Origin of the sequence: Paraburkholderia sprentiae WSM5005 (genome assembly GCF_001865575.2) — a bacterium.
Lineage (GTDB): Bacteria > Pseudomonadota > Gammaproteobacteria > Burkholderiales > Burkholderiaceae > Paraburkholderia > Paraburkholderia sprentiae.
Genome location: NZ_CP017562.2, coordinates 466,101 through 482,694 on the forward strand (window position 1 = coordinate 466,101; position 16,594 = coordinate 482,694).

Here is a 16,594-nt window from a genome sequence, read left to right on the forward strand (position 1 = left end):
TCGAGCCTAAATAACGCCGATGCAAAGTCGACTCTTTCTTCCTTACTTCCTTGCCGGATATTTTTTGCCAGGCGGCCGCGGGATTCGGTAGCCCGTCGCGATGCGTTATGCGCATTGTCAACGGGAGAGCTACTTGCGCAGCGACGCGCCATCCATGCCACGGCCCGCCACCTGGTCGCGGCATGAGGCTTGCTACGCAGCGCATTGCTGTACACCTTCGCGCCTCACATTCCCCAAGCGCAGACTCGGCGCGCGAGACGAAGCCGGCTCGTGCAACCGCGTCTCCAAAAAACCAAGATGGAGACAGTCATGCCCATGCAGCGCGCCATTCCGTCCGCCGTTTCGTCATTCTTTTCCTTGGCTCCCGTCATTTCCATCGCCCCATTGCTCGCGGCCCTGTCGTTGAGCGGCTGCGGCAGCGACGATGACAATCTTCAGTCGACCGCCGCCGCGCCACTCGGCTGTACGCAGCTTGCCGGCAAGACAGTGCCGTCGTCGGCGATCGGTTTGCCGACCACCGGCGCGACCGTCACCGCGGCGACCGTGATGCCCGCGTCCGGCTCGGGCGCGCAGGCGACCGGCGAATATTGCCTCGTGAGCGGCGCGATCAGTCCCGTCGATCCCGCGGCGCCGCAGATCAAATTCCAGATCGCGATGCCGACCAACTGGAACAGCAAGATCATGATGTTCGGCGGCGGCGGCTACGACGGCACGATTCCCGCGCCGACCGGCAACGTGCCGGCCGGCCCGAGCGCGCAGCTGACGCCGCTCGGCCGGGGCTACGCGGTGTTCGCGAGCGACTCGGGACACCAGGCCAACGCGCTTGGCAGCGAGGACGCGTCGTTCGGCGTGAACGACGAGGCGATGCAGAATTTCAACGGCGACGCGCTGAAGAAAACGCGCGACGCGGCCGTCTATCTGATCGACGAGCGCTATGCGGTGAAAGCGCCCAAACGCGCCTATTTCGCGGGGGGATCGTCGGGCGGACGCGAGGCGCTCGCGGTTGTGCAACGCTGGCCGCAGGATTGGGACGGCTCGATCGTGCTGTATCCGGCATGGGCGGCCGCGAGCCTCGACCTGCAGTTAGGGCGCATTACGCGCGCACTGGCGGCGCCCGGCGCCTATCTCGACCAGGCCAAGCGCAAGGTGCTGCTCGATACGGTGCTCGCGAGTTGCGACGCGCTCGACGGCGTCGCCGACGGTCTGATCAGCAATGTCGCCGCGTGCAACGCGAGCTTCGATCCCGCGACGGCGACGCTGAACGGCACGCCGCTGCGCTGCGCGGGCGGCGCGGATACCGGCGACACGTGTCTGTCCGACGCACAGATCGCGGCGCTGAACGTGTACAACACGCCGATCACGTTCAGCTACACGCTCGCGAGCGGCGAGACACAGTATCCGGGCTTCAACGTGTACGGCGCCGATCTCGGTATCGCGAATCCTTCCGCGTTGCAGCCGACTGTGACGACGCTGGCGCTCGGCAAGTCGCAACCCGCCTCGCCGATGCCGGCGACCGCGCCGTATCTGAGCGTGTTCTGGGATCAGTGGATCCGCTACTTCGTTACGCGCGACCCGAACTACAACTCGCTGTCCGTCGATCCGCAGAATCCGGGCAGTCTGCAGGCGCGCATCAGTCAACTGACCGGTCTGCAGGACGTCAACAAGACGGATCTCGCGGCATTCAACGCGAAGGGCGGCAAGATCCTGATGGCGCACGGCATGGCCGACGCGCTCGTCAGCACGCGCTCGACCGAGCAGTACTATCAGCGTCTGCAAGCGACGATGGGCGCGTCCGCCGTGGCGAACTTCGTGCGCTTCTACGAGATTCCCGGCTATGGCCATGCGGTCAGCACCGTGTTCAACGCCTCGTGGGATTCGCTGACGACGCTCGAAAACTGGGTGGAAAAGGGCGTGGCGCCGCCGGCGCAGATCGTCGCCGATACGGCGGGCGTGCCCGGACGTACGCGGCCGCTGTGTCAGTATCCGACGTTTCCGCGCTATAACGGCTCGGGCGATGTGAACGTCGCGGCGAACTTCACCTGCGCAAGCCAGTAAGCGCTGCTCAACTGACGTTGAAATGCACGCGGACGTCCCGCGTGCTTTCGATACGCCCGCTCGATGATGATGGTTAACGCGAGCACGCCGAGCACGCTGAGCGGATACATGACCATCCGCCGGTGCGCATCGCCGCGATCAAGCTTGTCCTTTTTGCCGAGCTGGATACGAGTTCGAACGGCGCTGGCGTGAAGTAGCACGCAAAGCCGGCGTGCAGCGTCGTCGACGGCGTGAGCGTGTAGACGAGACCGACGCGCGGGCTCAACTGGCTCGGCATCGTGCGTGAATAGCGCGTGAAGAGCTACAAAACCGCCCAACCGAAAAACTTGACACCGTGCATATGCACACCTAGACTTCGCTCTATGAACCGTCTTCCCCCCTCCTACGACGAATGCAATTGTTTCGCGCTGCGCCAGGCGGCACGGCACGTCACGCAGATCTACGAACGCCATCTCAGCAGCGTCGGGCTGACCGCTGCGCAATTCACGATTCTCGCCAAGCTCGCGCGCACGCCGAACCTGCCGATGGCTGAACTCGCGGACGCGATGGTCATGGAGCGCACCACGCTGGTCCGCGCGATGAAACCGTTGCAGCGCGACGGCTTGGTGCTGGCTGAAGCGGCGGACCACGACAACCGCACGCTGCTGTTCAGCCTGACGGACAAGGGCGAGACCACGTTCGATCAGGCCTCCGTCGCATGGCGCGCCGCGCAGGAAGAATTCGAGAAGAAGTTCGGTCGCGCCCGCGCGAAGACGCTGCGCGCGGAGCTTTTCAGCGTCACGGGCTAGATCGGCATGGGAACCCGCTTCGGCGGGTTTTATCACGCCGTTCGTGTGCATATGCACGCAAGCAAAGGAAATGCAGCGAATGGAAGCGCTTTTCGACGACGACTGTTTTGCGATCCGCCAGGCGGCGCGTCACGTATCGCAGATCTACGACCGGCATTTGTCGAATGTTGGGCTGACCATCACGCAGTTTTCGCTGCTGGGGCGTCTGAATCGCACCGGACCGACGACGATGAAGCAGATTGCCGAAGCGATGCGCATGCAGCGCACCACGCTGGTTCGTACGATTCAGCCGTTGCGCCGCGACGGCCTCGTGTCGAGCAAGGCGATGGGCGCGGACGCGCGCACGCTGCTGATTGCGCTGACCGCGGCGGGCGAACAGCGGCTGGACGCGGGCCGCGCGCACTGGTATGCCGCGCAGGCCGAGTTCGAACACCGCTTCGGCGAGGAGCGCGCGGCCGCGCTGCGCACCGAGCTATTTGCGATTATCACCAGGGATCCCCTTTGACATAAACGCTGAAGGTAGCGGAGGCCGGCGCACTGCGCCGTTTTTTTCAACCTGAACAGTGCATACGCACATACCGACATCATGTCCACAACTCCTTCGACCGTCGCGCCCCCGAGCGCCGTGCAACCCGCCAGAGCGGCGCGGCGTATCCCGTGGATGCTGCTCGCGATCCTCTCCGTTCTCGTCGTGCTGGCGCTGGCCACGTCGTACTGGTTCTTCGTCGGCCGCTTTGTCGAGACGACCGATGATGCCTACGTCGGCGGCGACGTCACGGTGATGGCGCCGAAGGTCAACGGCTTCGTCACCGACGTGCTGGTCCGCGACAACGAGTTCGTGCATGCCAACCAGGTACTCGTGCGTCTCGACGCCCGCGATTACGACGCGTGCCTCGCGCAGGCCAACGCGGAAGTGGAGAGCGCGCAGGCCGCCGTCAGCGAACTCGAAGCGAAGAAATCGCTGCAACTCGCGACGATCAACGAGCAGGCCGCCGAGGTCCGCGCGTCGGGCGCCGAGCTGACGCGCAGCGCGGCCGACCAGACCCGCTACCGCGAGCTCGTGAAAGACGACGCGGTTTCGAACCAGGTCGTCGAGAAAGCCGACGCCGATCTGACCAAAGCGCGCGCCGCGGTCGATCGCAGCAGCGCGGCGCTGCTCGCGGCGCAACGCCAGATCGCGGTGCTGGACGCGCAGATCGGCAACGCGAAGGCGCGCATCGCGACCGCGCAAGCCGCGCAGCGCGTCGCCGCGTTGAACGTCGAATACACCACGATTCGCTCGCCGATCGACGGCTATGTCGGCAATCGCACCGCGCGTGTCGGGCTGCTGGCGAACACCGGCGTGTCGCTGTTGACCGTCGTGCCCGCGAGCGGTCTGTGGATCGATGCGAATTTCAAGGAAGACCAGTTGCGCAAGATGCGCGCGGGCGACAGCGTGGAGGTTCAGCTCGACGCGTCGAGCACAACGCTGCACGGCGTGGTCGAAAGCCTTGCGCCGGCGACCGGCGCGACCTTCAGCGTATTACCCGCGGAAAACGCGACCGGCAACTTCACGAAGATCGTGCAGCGCGTGCCGGTGCGTGTGCGCCTCGACGTGCCCAAGGACATGCAACGCGCGTTGCGTCCTGGCCTGTCCGCGACCGTGAAAGTGCACCTCGATGCGCGCCATCCGGCCGCGCAGGGATGAACCGGTCATGACTGACGTTCTCGACAACCCGGCCGACCAGCCGACCCGCGTCAAGGTCTTCGCATTCGCGCTGATGTGCGTGGGCTTCTTCATGGCGACGCTCGATATCCAGATCGTCGCGTCTTCACTGCGCGATATCGGCGGCGGGCTGTCCGCGAGCCAGGATGAACTCTCGTGGGTGCAGACCTCGTATCTGATCGCGGAGATCATCGTGATTCCGATGTCGGGGTGGCTCACGCGGGTGTTCTCGACGCGGTGGCTCTTCACCTTCTCCGCGTTCGGCTTCACGGTGACGAGCATGCTGTGCGGGCTCGCATGGGACATCAACTCGATGATCCTGTTTCGCGGTCTGCAGGGCGCGCTCGGTGCCGCGATGATTCCGACCGTGTTTACGACCGCGTTTGTGCTGTTTCCCGGCAAGCAGCGCTTGATCGCGTCGACGACGATCGGCGCGCTCGCGTCGCTTGCGCCGACGATCGGCCCGGTGATCGGCGGCTGGATCACGTCGCAATGGTCCTGGCACTGGCTGTTCTATCTGAACCTGGTGCCAGGCGTCGCCGTGACGTTGCTGGTGCCGAAGTACGTGCATATCGACAAGGTCGATCTGTCGCTGCTGAAAAAGGGCGACTACTTCGGCATCGTGCTGATGTCGGGTTTTCTCGGCTGCCTCGAATACGTGCTCGAAGAAGGGCCGCGCAAGAACTGGTTCGGCGACGACGTGATCGTACTCTGCGCGTGGATCGCGGCGAGCTGCGGGTTTCTGTTCCTCGTGCATGCGTTCACCGCGAAGGAACCGATCGTCGACCTGCGCGCGCTGGCGGTGCGCAACTTCGGTATCGGCAGTCTGCTGTCGTTCATCACCGGAATCGGGATCTTCTGCACCGTGTTTCTGACGCCGGTATTTCTCGCGCGCGTGCGTGGCTTCGATTCGCTGCAGATTGGTCTGGCGTTGCTGTCCGTCGGCTGTTTCCAGCTGCTCGCGCTCGCCGCGTACTCGGCGCTCGCGCGCTTCGTCGACATGCGCATGCTGATGGTGTTCGGACTCGTGCTGTTTGGCGTCGGCTGCTATCTGTACGTGCCGTTGACGAACCAATGGGGCTGGCAGCAGTTGCTGATTCCGCAAGCGCTGCGCGGAATTGGACAGCAGTTCTGTATTCCGCCGATCGTCACGATGGCGCTCGGCGCGTTGCCGCCGTCGCGGCTGCGCTCCGCGAGCGGGCTGTTCAATCTGATGCGCAATCTCGGCGGCGCGATTGGCATCGCAGTCAGCAGCACGATGTTGAACGACCGTCTGAATCTGCATTACGAACGGCTCGACGAACATCTGAACGCGGGCCGTCCGGTCGTCGAATCGATCTTGCAGAAGCAGGCCGAATATCTGTCGGCAATCGGCGGCGATATGTTGAACGCCGCGAATGCGGGCCTCGCCGAATTGCACGCGGCATTGATGCGCGAAGCGCTGGTGCTCGCGTTTTCCGACGCCTTTCTGGCGGTTTCGCTGTGCTTCGTGGTCGGTCTGCTGAGCGTGCTGTTCTCGCGCCCGTTCGGCAACACCGCTCCCCCGCCAGACGCACACTAGGAGTCCAACATGAAACGGATGCTGATGAAGTTAACGGCGAGCGCCGCCTTCTTGACGCTCGCGGCCTGCGCGGTGCAACCGGCTATGCATGGCGACTTGCCGCATACGGTGCAGACGCTCGCGCCGGCCGCGTGGAGCGTCGACGCGCCGCAAGACAACGTGAACACCGACGCATGGTGGGCGCAATTCGGCGACCCGGTCATGCATCGACTGATCGAAGCGGTGTTGACCGGCAACCTCGACGTGCAGGCCGCGGCCGAGCGCGTCAAGCAGGCCCAGGACCTGGTGACGCAGAATCGCGCGGCGCTTGCGCCGGAGCTCAATGCGAACGCGGGCGCGTCGGTCGAGCGGCAGAATACGCCGCCGCCGCTCGGCTATGTGCGGCAGGCCGGCTTCGGCCTGGCCGCGAGCTGGACGCCGGACGTATTCGGCGGCGAACGTCTCGCGGTGCTGGCGTCGCAGGCGCAGGTGTCGGGTAGCGTTGCGGCGCTCGACGAGTTGCGGCTCGCGCTCGCGGCAAACACGGCGGCCGCGTATATCGATCTGCGCTGGGCGCAGGCACAGTTGCAGATCCTCGACGACAACGAGCGGATTCGCCGCCGCGCGCTGAAGCTCACGCAGGAGCGTCTGCATTACGGACTATCGACGCAGCTCGACGTCGCCCGCGCGCAGAACCAGTTGCAGGAGTTGCAGGCGCAGATTCCGCGCATGCAATCGACGGTGCAGCATCAACTGAGTCTGATCGCCGTGTATTCGGGGCGCACGCCGGAAAGCCTCGATACGTTGCTGCTTTCCGACGCGCGCGCGATTCCGGTGCCCGCGCAAGGCGCGCCGCAGGTGTTGCCGTCCGACGCGTTGCTGCATCGGCCCGACGTGCGCACCGCTTATGCGCTCGTCGAACAGCGCGCGGCGCAAGTGGGGGTATCGAAAGCGCAGCGCTATCCTCAGTTCAAGATCAATCTGACCAATGGGCTGCTCGCGTCGTCGTACCTTGGTTTGCCGACGCTGACCGATAACCTGTTCAGCGCCGCGTTGAATGCGACGAGCCCGATCTTCAACGCCGGGCGCATCACGGCGAACATCGACGCGAGCGAGAGCCGCATGCGCGAATCGCAACTCGGCTTGCAGCAGACGATGTTGCAGGCGCTCAAGGAAGTCGAGGACAACCGCACCGATCTGGTCAGCGGCGCGGTGCAGGTGCAGCGTTTGGGTGGTGCGCTCGATGCGTCGAATCATGCGCTGCGTCTGTCGACCGAATTGTACAAGGGCGGTGCGTCGAGCTTCCTCGATGTGCTCGCCGCGCAGGAAGCGTATCTGCGCGACTCGGAGTCGTTGAATCAGGCGCGGCGCGAGCATGCGCTTTCGGCGATCGCGCTGTATCGGTCGCTGGGTGGCGGGTGGGAGCAGGGTGAAACGGTGGCGGCGCAGTGAAACCTTCCCGGAACCAATCCCCAATCTTTGCTACATTCCTCCACAGGAACCACACACGCGGCACCATCGCGATGCGTCCACCAGCGACGCGCGTGATCGGCAAATCGAAACCTTCCAAGAGGCTCAAGATGCGAATTCTGGTAGTGGGAGCGGGCGCGGTAGGCGGCTATTTCGGCGGACGTCTGGCGGCGGCGGGGCAGGACGTGACCTTTCTCGTACGCGCCGGTCGCGCGGCAAAGCTACAGCGCGACGGCCTCGTCATCAACAGCTCGCGCGGCAATCTCCAGTTGCGTGACGTGAAGACGATACTCGCCGGTGTCGCCGCCGCGCCGTTCGACCTGGTGCTGCTCAGCTGCAAAGCCTACAGTCTCGACGACGCGATCGATTCGTTCGCGCCATTCGTCGGCGAAGAGACGCTGATTCTGCCGGTGCTCAACGGCATGCGCCATATCGACGTGCTGACTGAGCGTTTCGGCAAGGAGCGCGTGCTCGGCGGCCAGTGCGTGATCGCCGCGACGCTCGATGCCGAGCAGCACATCGTGCATCTGAACGACCTGCATGCGATCACGTTCGGCGAGTTGGTGGGCGGCACGTCGGAGCGCACCCAGGCAATTGCCGATGCGATGTCCGGCGCGACCTTCGACGTCGCGGTCAGCGACAACATCCTGCTGCGCATGTGGGAAAAATGGGTGTTCCTGGCCACATTGGCCGGGAGTACGTGCTTGATGCGCGGTTCGGTCGGCGATATTCTGACTGCGCCCGACGGCAAGCGCGCTATCGAAAATCTGCTCGGCGAATGCCGCGCGGTGGCCGAGCACAACGGCTTCACGATGGACGTGGACTTCGACGCGCGCGCCACTCAGGTGCTGCTGACGCCGTCGCCGCTGACCGCGTCGATGCTGCGCGACGTCGAAAACCGCTCGCACACCGAGGCGGATCATATTCTCGGCGACCTGATCACGCGCGGCGGCGACGCGCAGAAGGGCGAGCATGGGCTGTCGCTGCTTCGCATCGCCTATAGTCATCTGAAGACGTACGAAGCGCGCCAGACCCGCACTTCCTGACGGCTCGCCGCGGCCGGCGCGAACGCGGGTCGGCGCACGGAGCGCCGCCGCAACCTGACGATCGGAGATCTCAAGTATGCCGACTCCCATTGGATCGGTGCCCGCGCTCAGCGCCGCTTCCGCGACCGTGTTCTCGATCGGCATCGTGTTTCTCGGCTACTGGGGCATGTATGAGCCGACCGCGTGGCACAAGGCCGACGTCGTGGTCTTCGTGTTCGCGCTGGCCGGCTTCGCGTGCCTCGGACTCGTGCCATGGATGGCGACGAGTCCCGTCGAGCCGGAGAACAACGACTCGCGCGTGCGCATCGCGCGGCATCTGTTTCTCGCGGGCGTGAGCGCGATCTGGCTCGCGGTAGCGGTTTCCGTGCTCTTCTGACGCCCGTACAAGCCGCGCGCCGCTTACTCTGGCATCTTCCTGAACGACACCGCAATCCGGTTCCAGCCGTTGATCGCCACGATCAGCAGCGTCAGGTCGCTGATTTCCTGCTCGCTGAAATGCGGCTTCACCGCTTCCCATACCGTATCCGGTACGCGTGTTTGCGCCACCAGCGTCACCGCCTCGGTCCATTCCAGTGCCGCGCGTTCGCGCGCAGTGAAAAACGGCGCTTCGCGCCACGCGGCCACCGTCGCCAGACGCCGGTCGGTTTCACCGTGCTTGCGCGCGTCGCTCACGTGCATGTCGAGGCAGAACGCGCAGCCGTTCAGTTGCGACGCGCGAATCCGCACCAGTTCTGCGAGCGTCTTGTCGATCGTGCTTTTGCCGATGGTTTCCTCGAGCGCGAGCATCGCGCGGGTGCCGCTCGGGCAGGCCTTGTAGAAGTCCAGACGTGCTTGCATCAGAGTGTCCTCCTGAGTGTCGGGGGAGCCCGGATGGGCGTCCATGGAGGTAAGCTTACGTTCGTCATTGGTCGTTCGAAATAACCATTTCGCGTTTATTTGAGGTAGCCACCTGAATGGACATTCACATTGCGGTCGAAGGCCATCACGATCTGTCCGGACAGATTTATCGGCAATTGCGCGCGGGCATTCTCGAAGGGCGTCTTGCTGGCGGCACGCGTCTGCCGTCCACGCGCGATCTCGCGATGCAGCTCGGCGTGTCGCGCAAAACCACGCTCGACGTGTTCGAGCGGCTGCTGTCCGAAGGTTATCTGAACGCCCGCGCCGGTTCGGGCACCTTCGTCGCCGACGGGCTCGAACGGCTGCCGGCCGAGCGCTCCGCCCACGCGCGCGCGGTGGCTCGTTCGCGCGAGCGGGCCGCCGCGCAAGCGAACGCCGCCGCGCGCGCACAGCCACTGTGGGAGCGCATGCCCGAGCGTCTGCCGTTGCCGCGGCCGTCGGTGCCGTCACCGCTCGACTTCATCGGCGGCGCGACCGACAAAACGCTGTTTCCGTTCGAAGTCTGGCGCCGCTGCGTGAATCACGCGCTGCGCGGCCAGGCGCGCAGCCCCGGCACTTATCGCGAGGCCGCAGGCGACCCACAGTTGCGGCTCGCGATCTCACGCTACCTCGCCTTCAGCCGCGCGGTGGCGAGCAACTGGGAAGACGTGATCGTCACGCAGGGCGCGCAGCACGCGCTCGATCTGATGGCGCGCATCACGCTGAGACCCGGCGAAATCGCGGCCATCGAAGACCCGGGCTACCCACCCGCGCATGCATGCTTCACGGTGACGGGCGCGCGCGTGGTGCCGGTGCCGGTCGATCGCGAAGGGCTGGTCGTCGGCAAGCTGCCGGACAAGGCGCGGCTCGTCTACGTGACGCCTTCGCATCAGTTTCCGCTCGGGATGCCGATGAGCCTGGAGCGTCGCGTCGAACTGCTCGAATGGGCGCAAAAGCGCGGCGCGGTCATCATCGAGGACGACTATGACTGCGAGTACCGTTTCGAAGGCCGGCCGATGGAGCCGCTGAAGAGCCTCGATCGGGCCGGCCTCGTCGCATACGTCGGCACCTTTTCGAAGACGATCTTCCCGGAGCTGCGAATCGGCTATCTGGTACCGCCGGCGTCGTTGCACGGCCCGCTGCTGAAGGCGCGGCAGATCGCCGATTGTCACGGCTGCACGCTGACGCAAACAGCGCTCGCGTCGTTCATGCTCAACGGCGACTTCGCACGCCATCTGCGGCGCATGCACAAGGCTTACGCGGCGCGCCGCGCGATGCTGCTCGAGCATTTGCAAGGCGATCTCGCGCGCTGGTTCGAACCGATCGTGCCGACCGCCGGCATCCATCTGGCGGCGCGATTGAAGGGGCCGTTGGCGGCGCTCGGCGAAGAGGCGCTCGTCGCCGCCGCGCGTGAAGCGTCGATCGGCCTTTATGGACTCGCGCCATTTCACCATCGCGTCACACCGCAGCCTGGGCTCATCTTCGGCTATGGCAGCATCGCGGCCGAACATATCGACGCGGCGCTGACGACGCTCGCCGGTATCCTGCCGCGCATCGCGCGCTGAAACGAAGCTCGCCGCAAGCGAGGCGTAGGCGTCGCCAAAAGTTGGAGCGCGCGCGTTGCTTGACGCGTCAAACGAAGAAAATGCCCTGATTCAAGGGGCGAAAACGTCGGGCCGCCCCGCGGCAACCACCTCGAAACCGCAGCCGAAACGAACCGTAACGTGCGTTACGCGTCGATATTAAAGACCTTGCCGAGCGCGTTTTAGCCGCTAAAACAGGGACTAAAATGCGTTGGACTGTTGGCGCCGCGCAAAAAACTTCATCGCAATACATAAAAGAGTCGCGCAAATCGCTTTAGCGCTTGTAGAATCCGGCGTTGAAGCGTGCGCATACGGTGTGCGCTTCGAGCAATTCACTGACCACAACAGGTAGGAGAAACATGCCGACTTCCGCAAAAAAGGTGGCCAAGAAGGCTGCTGCCCCGGTACCGACCAAGAAGGTTGCTGCAAAGAAAGTTCCTGCGAAGAAAGCCGTCGCAGCCAAGAAGGTCGCCGTGAAGGCGTCTGGCGCACCGTCGCCGATCAAGGACACCTTCACGAAGGCCTCGTTGGCAGCTCACATCGCTGAACGTGCTGCAGTTGAACCGAAGACCGCCAAGGCTGTGCTGGCCGCGCTCGAAGACACGATCCTCGGCACGGTGCATAAGAAGGGCGCTGGCGAATTCACGCTGTCGGGTCTGCTGAAGATCGTCGTGCAGTCTGTGCCGGCGAAGAAGAAGCGCTTCGGCAAGGACCCGTTCACGGGTGAAGAGCGCTGGTTCCCGGCCAAGCCGGCAAGCGTGCGCATCAAGGCACGCGCGCTGAAGAAGCTGAAGGATGCAGCCGCTGCCTAAGCGCGTTGCTCGCATCGATCAGGCGTCGCATGGCGCTGTGATGTTTAACCATGCCTGACGTTTGAGTGCTTGAGTTAGCGTCTGTTCGCAGGCCATCGAAGTCCCCGTGGATGAAAATCCACGGGGACTTTTTTATGCGCACGCTTCGTTAGTGCTCGTCAAATCCATTCGCGCAAACGCCATCGCGCCTCTCATAGTGTGCTCCCTGATGGCGCGCGCGCACCTGACTGGCGCATCATGATGCACGACAGTACGGTCAAGACACTCGGGCGCGCTTGCGGATGCGCCGTTATCGTGCACGTCCACGCGCTCTGTCACGACCAATTCAATGGCATAACGCTTGCTTGATCGAAGGTCGATTACCGAATGCGCAGCGCATTCGCCTTCTATTGACAACAAGACTGGGGCTGACATGCGATGCTACGACGAGATGCGCCATCACGCCGATGGCGTACGGCCGCATTACGCGCACTTTGAGCGCTGGTTGGACCGACAGGGCGATGAAGCGATCGCACGCAAGCGCGCGGAAGCGGACCTGCTGTTCCGGCGCGTCGGCATCACCTTCGCGGTGAACGGCGACCTGTCCGGCACCGAGCGGCTGATTCCCTTCGATCTGATTCCGCGCATCATTCCGCGCGGCGAATGGCAAGCGCTCGAAGCCGGTTTGCGGCAGCGCGTGCAGGCTCTCAACCTGTTCATCCACGACGTCTATCACGATCGCAACATCGTGCGCGCGGGCATCGTGCCGGCCGAGCAGGTCTATACCAATGCGCAGTATCGCCCGGAGATGCAGGGCGTCGACGTGCCGCTCGGTGTTTACGCGCATATCGCGGGCGTCGACGTGGTGCGCGCCGGCGACGAAGGTGAGTTCTACGTACTCGAAGACAATCTGCGTGTGCCGTCGGGCGTGTCGTACATGCTCGAAAACCGCAAGATGATGATGCGGCTCTTCCCCGAGCTGTTCGTGCAGAACCGCATCGCGCCGGTCGCGCATTATCCCGATCTGCTGCTCGATACGCTGCGCTCGGTCGCGCCCGAGGGCGTCGACGATCCGGTCGTGGTGGTGCTGACGCCGGGCATGTACAACTCCGCGTATTTCGAGCATACGTTCCTCGCCCAGCAGATGGGCGTCGAACTCGTCGAAGGCAAGGATCTGTTCGTCGACGACAACTACGTGTTCATGCGCACCACGCAGGGACCGAAGCGCGTCGACGTGATCTACCGGCGCGTCGACGACGACTTTCTCGATCCGCTCGCGTTTCGCCCGGACTCCGCGCTCGGCGTACCGGGTCTGCTCACTGCGTATCGCGCCGGCCGCGTCGCGCTCGCGAACGCGATGGGCACCGGCATCGCAGACGACAAATCGATCTACCCGTACGTGCCCGAGATGATCGAGTTTTATCTCGGCGAAAAGCCGATTTTGAACAACGTGCCGACCTATCAGTGCCGCAAGCCGGAGGATCTCGCGTATACGCTCGCGAATCTGCCGGAGTTGGTGGTCAAGGAAGTGCACGGCGCGGGCGGCTACGGGATGCTCGTCGGTCCGGCGTCGACGAAGGCGGAAATCGAGGCCTTCCGCGAGCGGCTGATCGCGCGGCCGGCTGGCTATATCGCGCAACCTACGCTGGCGCTATCCGCGTGTCCGACCTTCGTCGAGTCGGGCATCGCGCCGCGGCATATCGACCTGCGGCCGTTCGTGCTGTCGGGCAAGACCACCACGATGGTGGCGGGCGGGCTCACGCGCGTCGCGTTGCAGCAGGGCTCGCTCGTCGTCAATTCATCGCAGGGAGGCGGGACCAAGGACACCTGGATGGTCGACTGATGCGGTTGCCGCCGCTCGTCCCGCTTTGCTCGTCATCGATCAACGCAGGGCGGCGCTCGCAATCTGATGCGCTGCAAGCGGCACGCAATGCGCCGCTGGCGCTCAACGGATAACCAGCGCGGACTTTCGTCGTCGACGAAGGTCTCGCGCGCTCAGAATCACAGACATGGAACGCCGTCATGCTTAGCCGAACCGCCGATCACCTCTTCTGGATGGCCCGCTATATGGAGCGCGCGGAGAACACCGCCCGCATGCTCGACATCAACCTGAAGGCGCAGCTGCTGCCGCAGACGCCCGAACAGGAGGCGCGCGCGCAGCGCTCGGTGCTGCGCATCTCCGAGCTAGAAAGCGCGTTCGCGCAGCGCTACGACGAACCGACGCACGACCATGTGCTCGACTTCATGGTTGCCGACGCGAGCAATCCGTCGAGCATTCATTCGTGCCTGCAGGCCGCGCGTGAAAACGCGCGCGCGGTACGCGGCACGCTGACGACCGAGTGGTGGGAAACCATCAACGACACGTGGCTCGAATTCAACGAGCGGCTCTCGAGCGGCCAGGCGGCCAGCAATCCGGGCTCGTTGTTCGAGTGGGTCAAGTTCCGCTCGCACCTGTCGCGCGGCGTGACGATCGGCACCGCGCTGCAGGACGACGCGTTTCTGTTCACGCAGTTGGGTACGTATCTGGAGCGCGCCGACAACACCGCGCGGATTCTCGATGTGCGTTTCGCGAACGTCGAGCCGAATTCGCGCGACGCCGCGCGGCAGCTCGAAGACTTCTATTACTGGACCTCGATCCTGAGTTCGGTGTCGGCGCTCGAGATCTATCGCAAGGTGTATCGCGACGTGGTGACGCCCGCGCGCGTCGTCGAGCTGATGATCCTCAATCAGCAGATGCCGCGCTCGCTGCTCGCGTCGCTCGACGGCGTGTGCACCAATCTCGCGATGCTGCGCACGCCGGGCTCGAACCAGTGCGAGCGCTTCGCCGGCAAGCTGCGCGCCGAACTGCTGTATGCCGATATCCGGCAGATTTTCGAAGGGGGGTTGCACGCCTATCTGACGCAGTTCCTCGCTCGCGTCTTCGAGCTGGGGAATCTGGTGGCGCGCACTTATCTGATGCTGCCCGTGGCCTGACGGAGTTTTCTCATGTATCTGACGATCCGCCACGACACCTCTTATCGCTATGAAGCGACGGTTCACTATTCGATCCAGCAGTTGCGCCTGACGCCCGCGAGCGGCGCTGCGCAGACCGTGCGGCGCTGGAACATCGATGCGCCGGGCAAGCTCGATGCCACGCTCGACGCATACGGCAACGTGCTGCATACGCTCGTCATCAACAAGCCGCACCGCGAGATTCATCTGCGCGTGTCGGGCGAGGTGGACACGCTGCCGCTCATCGACGGCGTGCTGCGCGATCCGCCCGGCCCGGTTCCGCTCGAGCATTTCACCTGCGCGACGCGCCTGACCGAAGCCGACGGCGCGATTCGCGAACTGGCCGAGTCGGTGCCGACTTTGGCGAGTCCGGCATGCCTGATTGCGCTGTCCGAGCAGATCGTGCAGCGCGTGCAATACCGGCCCGGGGTGACCGAAGTCACGAGCACGGCCGCCGAGGCGCTCGCGCTCGGCAACGGCGTGTGCCAGGACCATGCGCATCTGATGCTCGCATGCTGCCGCGCGCGCGGCGTGCCGGCGCGCTATGTGAGCGGTTATATCGAACCCGGTGACGTGCCCCATGCGGCGAGTCATGCGTGGGTCGATGTCTGGCTCGAAGACACAGGCTGGATTTCGATCGACGTGACGCACGCCGGGTTTGCCAGCGAGATCTACTGCCGGCTAGCGGTCGCGCGCGACTATGAGGCGGCGGCGCCGGTGCGCGGACGGCGCATCGGCGGGCTCGAAGAGGAGCTCGACGTGAAGGTGACGGTCAGCACCCAAATGTCGCAGTAGTAGCGTGGCGGACACACGGGTAAAAGGCGCCTCTTCGCCGCATTACAATAGCCCGTACCTTTGCCTCCCGCGGAATTCTTATGACTTACTGCGTAGCGATGGCCGTCGACGACGGCCTCGTATTTCTGTCCGACACGCGTACCAACGCGGGCGTCGATCACATCAGTACCGCGCGCAAGATGTCGGTGTTCGAGCAACCCGGCGAGCGCCTGCTGGTGCTGCTTGCCGCCGGCAATCTGTCGATCACGCAGGCGGTGCTGCACGAGCTGTCCGAGCCCGCCGATGCCAGCGAGGCCACGCTGTGGAGCGTGCCGACGATGGCCGACGCCGCGCGCGTGGTCGGCAGCGCGGTGCGCCGCGTGCATGAGCGCGAGGCCGAGACGCTGCAGAAGTTCGGCGTCGACTTCAACTGCAGCTTCATTCTTGGCGGGCAGATCGGCGGCAACCGGATGCGCCTTTTCATGATCTACGCGGCGGGCAACTTCATCGAGGCGTCGGCCGTGAATCCCTATTTCCAGATCGGCGAGGCGAAGTATGGCAAGCCGATCATCGACCGGGTGTTGACGCCGTCCACGCCGCTCGACGAAGCCGCAAAGTGCGCGCTGATCTCGATGGACTCGACGCTGCGCTCGAACCTGTCAGTGGGCTTGCCGCTCGATCTGCTCGTCTACGAGAAGGATGCGCTGCGCGTCACGCGGTTCGTGTCGATCGACCGTGACAATGCGTACTTCGACATGATTCACCGCACGTGGGGCGAGCGTCTGCGCCAGGTGTTCGGCGAGATTCCCGATCCCGACTGGCAGCCGCCGGCCGATGCGCCGTCGCTGCAGTCGGAACGCGCGCTGGTGCTGCATCGCGCGCCGGTCGGCGCCGATGGCCACGAGCACGAGCACGACGCGTGGCCCGCGCAGATACTTGCGCAGTCCGACAAGGACAAGGCGCAGCGCCGCTAGC

15 protein-coding genes are annotated in these 16,594 nt (G+C 64.4%); 14 read left to right on the plus strand and 1 reads right to left on the minus strand.

The genetic code is table 11. The annotated features are described in order from the left end of the window. Positions 1 to 315 precede the first annotated feature (315 nt). From BJG93_RS18890 to BJG93_RS18925, 8 genes are all read left to right on the plus strand, one after another. Positions 316 to 2,055, plus strand: a complete 1,740-nt coding sequence (locus BJG93_RS18890) for a tannase/feruloyl esterase family alpha/beta hydrolase (protein ID WP_027195832.1) — start codon at positions 316 to 318, stop codon at positions 2,053 to 2,055. A 362-nt stretch (positions 2,056 to 2,417) separates the two neighbouring features. Continuing rightward, complete coding sequence (locus BJG93_RS18895; protein ID WP_027195834.1) at positions 2,418 to 2,843, plus strand: MarR family winged helix-turn-helix transcriptional regulator; 426 nt, start codon at positions 2,418 to 2,420, stop codon at positions 2,841 to 2,843. 79 nt (positions 2,844 to 2,922) lie between these two features. Next, positions 2,923 to 3,348 carry a MarR family winged helix-turn-helix transcriptional regulator gene (locus tag BJG93_RS18900; RefSeq protein WP_027195835.1) on the plus strand — a complete coding sequence of 142 codons (426 nt, stop codon included), beginning with the start codon at positions 2,923 to 2,925 and terminating at the stop codon, positions 3,346 to 3,348. 81 nt (positions 3,349 to 3,429) lie between these two features. After that, positions 3,430 to 4,530, plus strand: coding sequence for an HlyD family secretion protein (locus BJG93_RS18905; protein ID WP_027195836.1), 1,101 nt, complete (start codon positions 3,430 to 3,432; stop codon positions 4,528 to 4,530). A 7-nt stretch (positions 4,531 to 4,537) separates the two neighbouring features. Next, on the plus strand, positions 4,538 to 6,109 hold the full coding sequence (locus tag BJG93_RS18910; protein ID WP_027195837.1) for a DHA2 family efflux MFS transporter permease subunit: 1,572 nt from the start codon (positions 4,538 to 4,540) through the stop codon (positions 6,107 to 6,109). 9 nt (positions 6,110 to 6,118) lie between these two features. After that, positions 6,119 to 7,540, plus strand: coding sequence for an efflux transporter outer membrane subunit (locus BJG93_RS18915; protein WP_027195838.1), 1,422 nt, complete (start codon positions 6,119 to 6,121; stop codon positions 7,538 to 7,540). Between the two features lie 128 nt (positions 7,541 to 7,668). Next, on the plus strand, positions 7,669 to 8,604 hold the full coding sequence (gene panE / locus BJG93_RS18920) for a 2-dehydropantoate 2-reductase (protein WP_027195839.1): 936 nt from the start codon (positions 7,669 to 7,671) through the stop codon (positions 8,602 to 8,604). 76 nt (positions 8,605 to 8,680) lie between these two features. Next, positions 8,681 to 8,980: a hypothetical protein gene (locus tag BJG93_RS18925; RefSeq protein WP_027195840.1), complete on the plus strand. Its 300-nt coding sequence runs from the start codon at positions 8,681 to 8,683 to the stop codon at positions 8,978 to 8,980. A gap of 23 nt (positions 8,981 to 9,003) precedes the next feature. Here the strand turns inward: BJG93_RS18925 and BJG93_RS18930 are convergent, their stop codons facing one another. Beyond that, on the minus strand, positions 9,004 to 9,441 hold the full coding sequence (locus BJG93_RS18930) for a carboxymuconolactone decarboxylase family protein (protein ID WP_027195841.1): 438 nt from the start codon (positions 9,439 to 9,441) through the stop codon (positions 9,004 to 9,006). Between the two features lie 116 nt (positions 9,442 to 9,557). Between BJG93_RS18930 and pdxR the strand changes: the two genes are divergently transcribed. From pdxR to BJG93_RS18960, 6 genes are all read left to right on the plus strand, one after another. Continuing rightward, the gene (pdxR, locus tag BJG93_RS18935; RefSeq protein WP_027195842.1) at positions 9,558 to 11,045 is read left to right on the plus strand and encodes a MocR-like pyridoxine biosynthesis transcription factor PdxR; all 1,488 of its coding nucleotides are present in this window, start codon (positions 9,558 to 9,560) and stop codon (positions 11,043 to 11,045) included. Between the two features lie 377 nt (positions 11,046 to 11,422). Then, positions 11,423 to 11,875, plus strand: a complete 453-nt coding sequence (locus BJG93_RS18940; protein WP_027195843.1) for an HU family DNA-binding protein — start codon at positions 11,423 to 11,425, stop codon at positions 11,873 to 11,875. Positions 11,876 to 12,287: 412 nt separating this feature from the next. Further along, positions 12,288 to 13,697 carry a circularly permuted type 2 ATP-grasp protein gene (locus BJG93_RS18945; RefSeq protein ID WP_027195844.1) on the plus strand — a complete coding sequence of 470 codons (1,410 nt, stop codon included), beginning with the start codon at positions 12,288 to 12,290 and terminating at the stop codon, positions 13,695 to 13,697. A gap of 179 nt (positions 13,698 to 13,876) precedes the next feature. Further along, positions 13,877 to 14,827 (plus strand): alpha-E domain-containing protein, encoded by a 951-nt coding sequence (locus BJG93_RS18950; protein WP_027195845.1) that lies wholly within the window; start codon positions 13,877 to 13,879, stop codon positions 14,825 to 14,827. 12 nt (positions 14,828 to 14,839) lie between these two features. After that, entirely contained in the window at positions 14,840 to 15,640 is an 801-nt protein-coding gene (locus tag BJG93_RS18955; protein ID WP_027195846.1) for a transglutaminase family protein, read from the plus strand. 80 nt (positions 15,641 to 15,720) lie between these two features. Continuing rightward, the gene (locus BJG93_RS18960; RefSeq protein WP_027195847.1) at positions 15,721 to 16,593 is read left to right on the plus strand and encodes a proteasome-type protease; all 873 of its coding nucleotides are present in this window, start codon (positions 15,721 to 15,723) and stop codon (positions 16,591 to 16,593) included. Position 16,594: the final 1 nt, after the last annotated feature.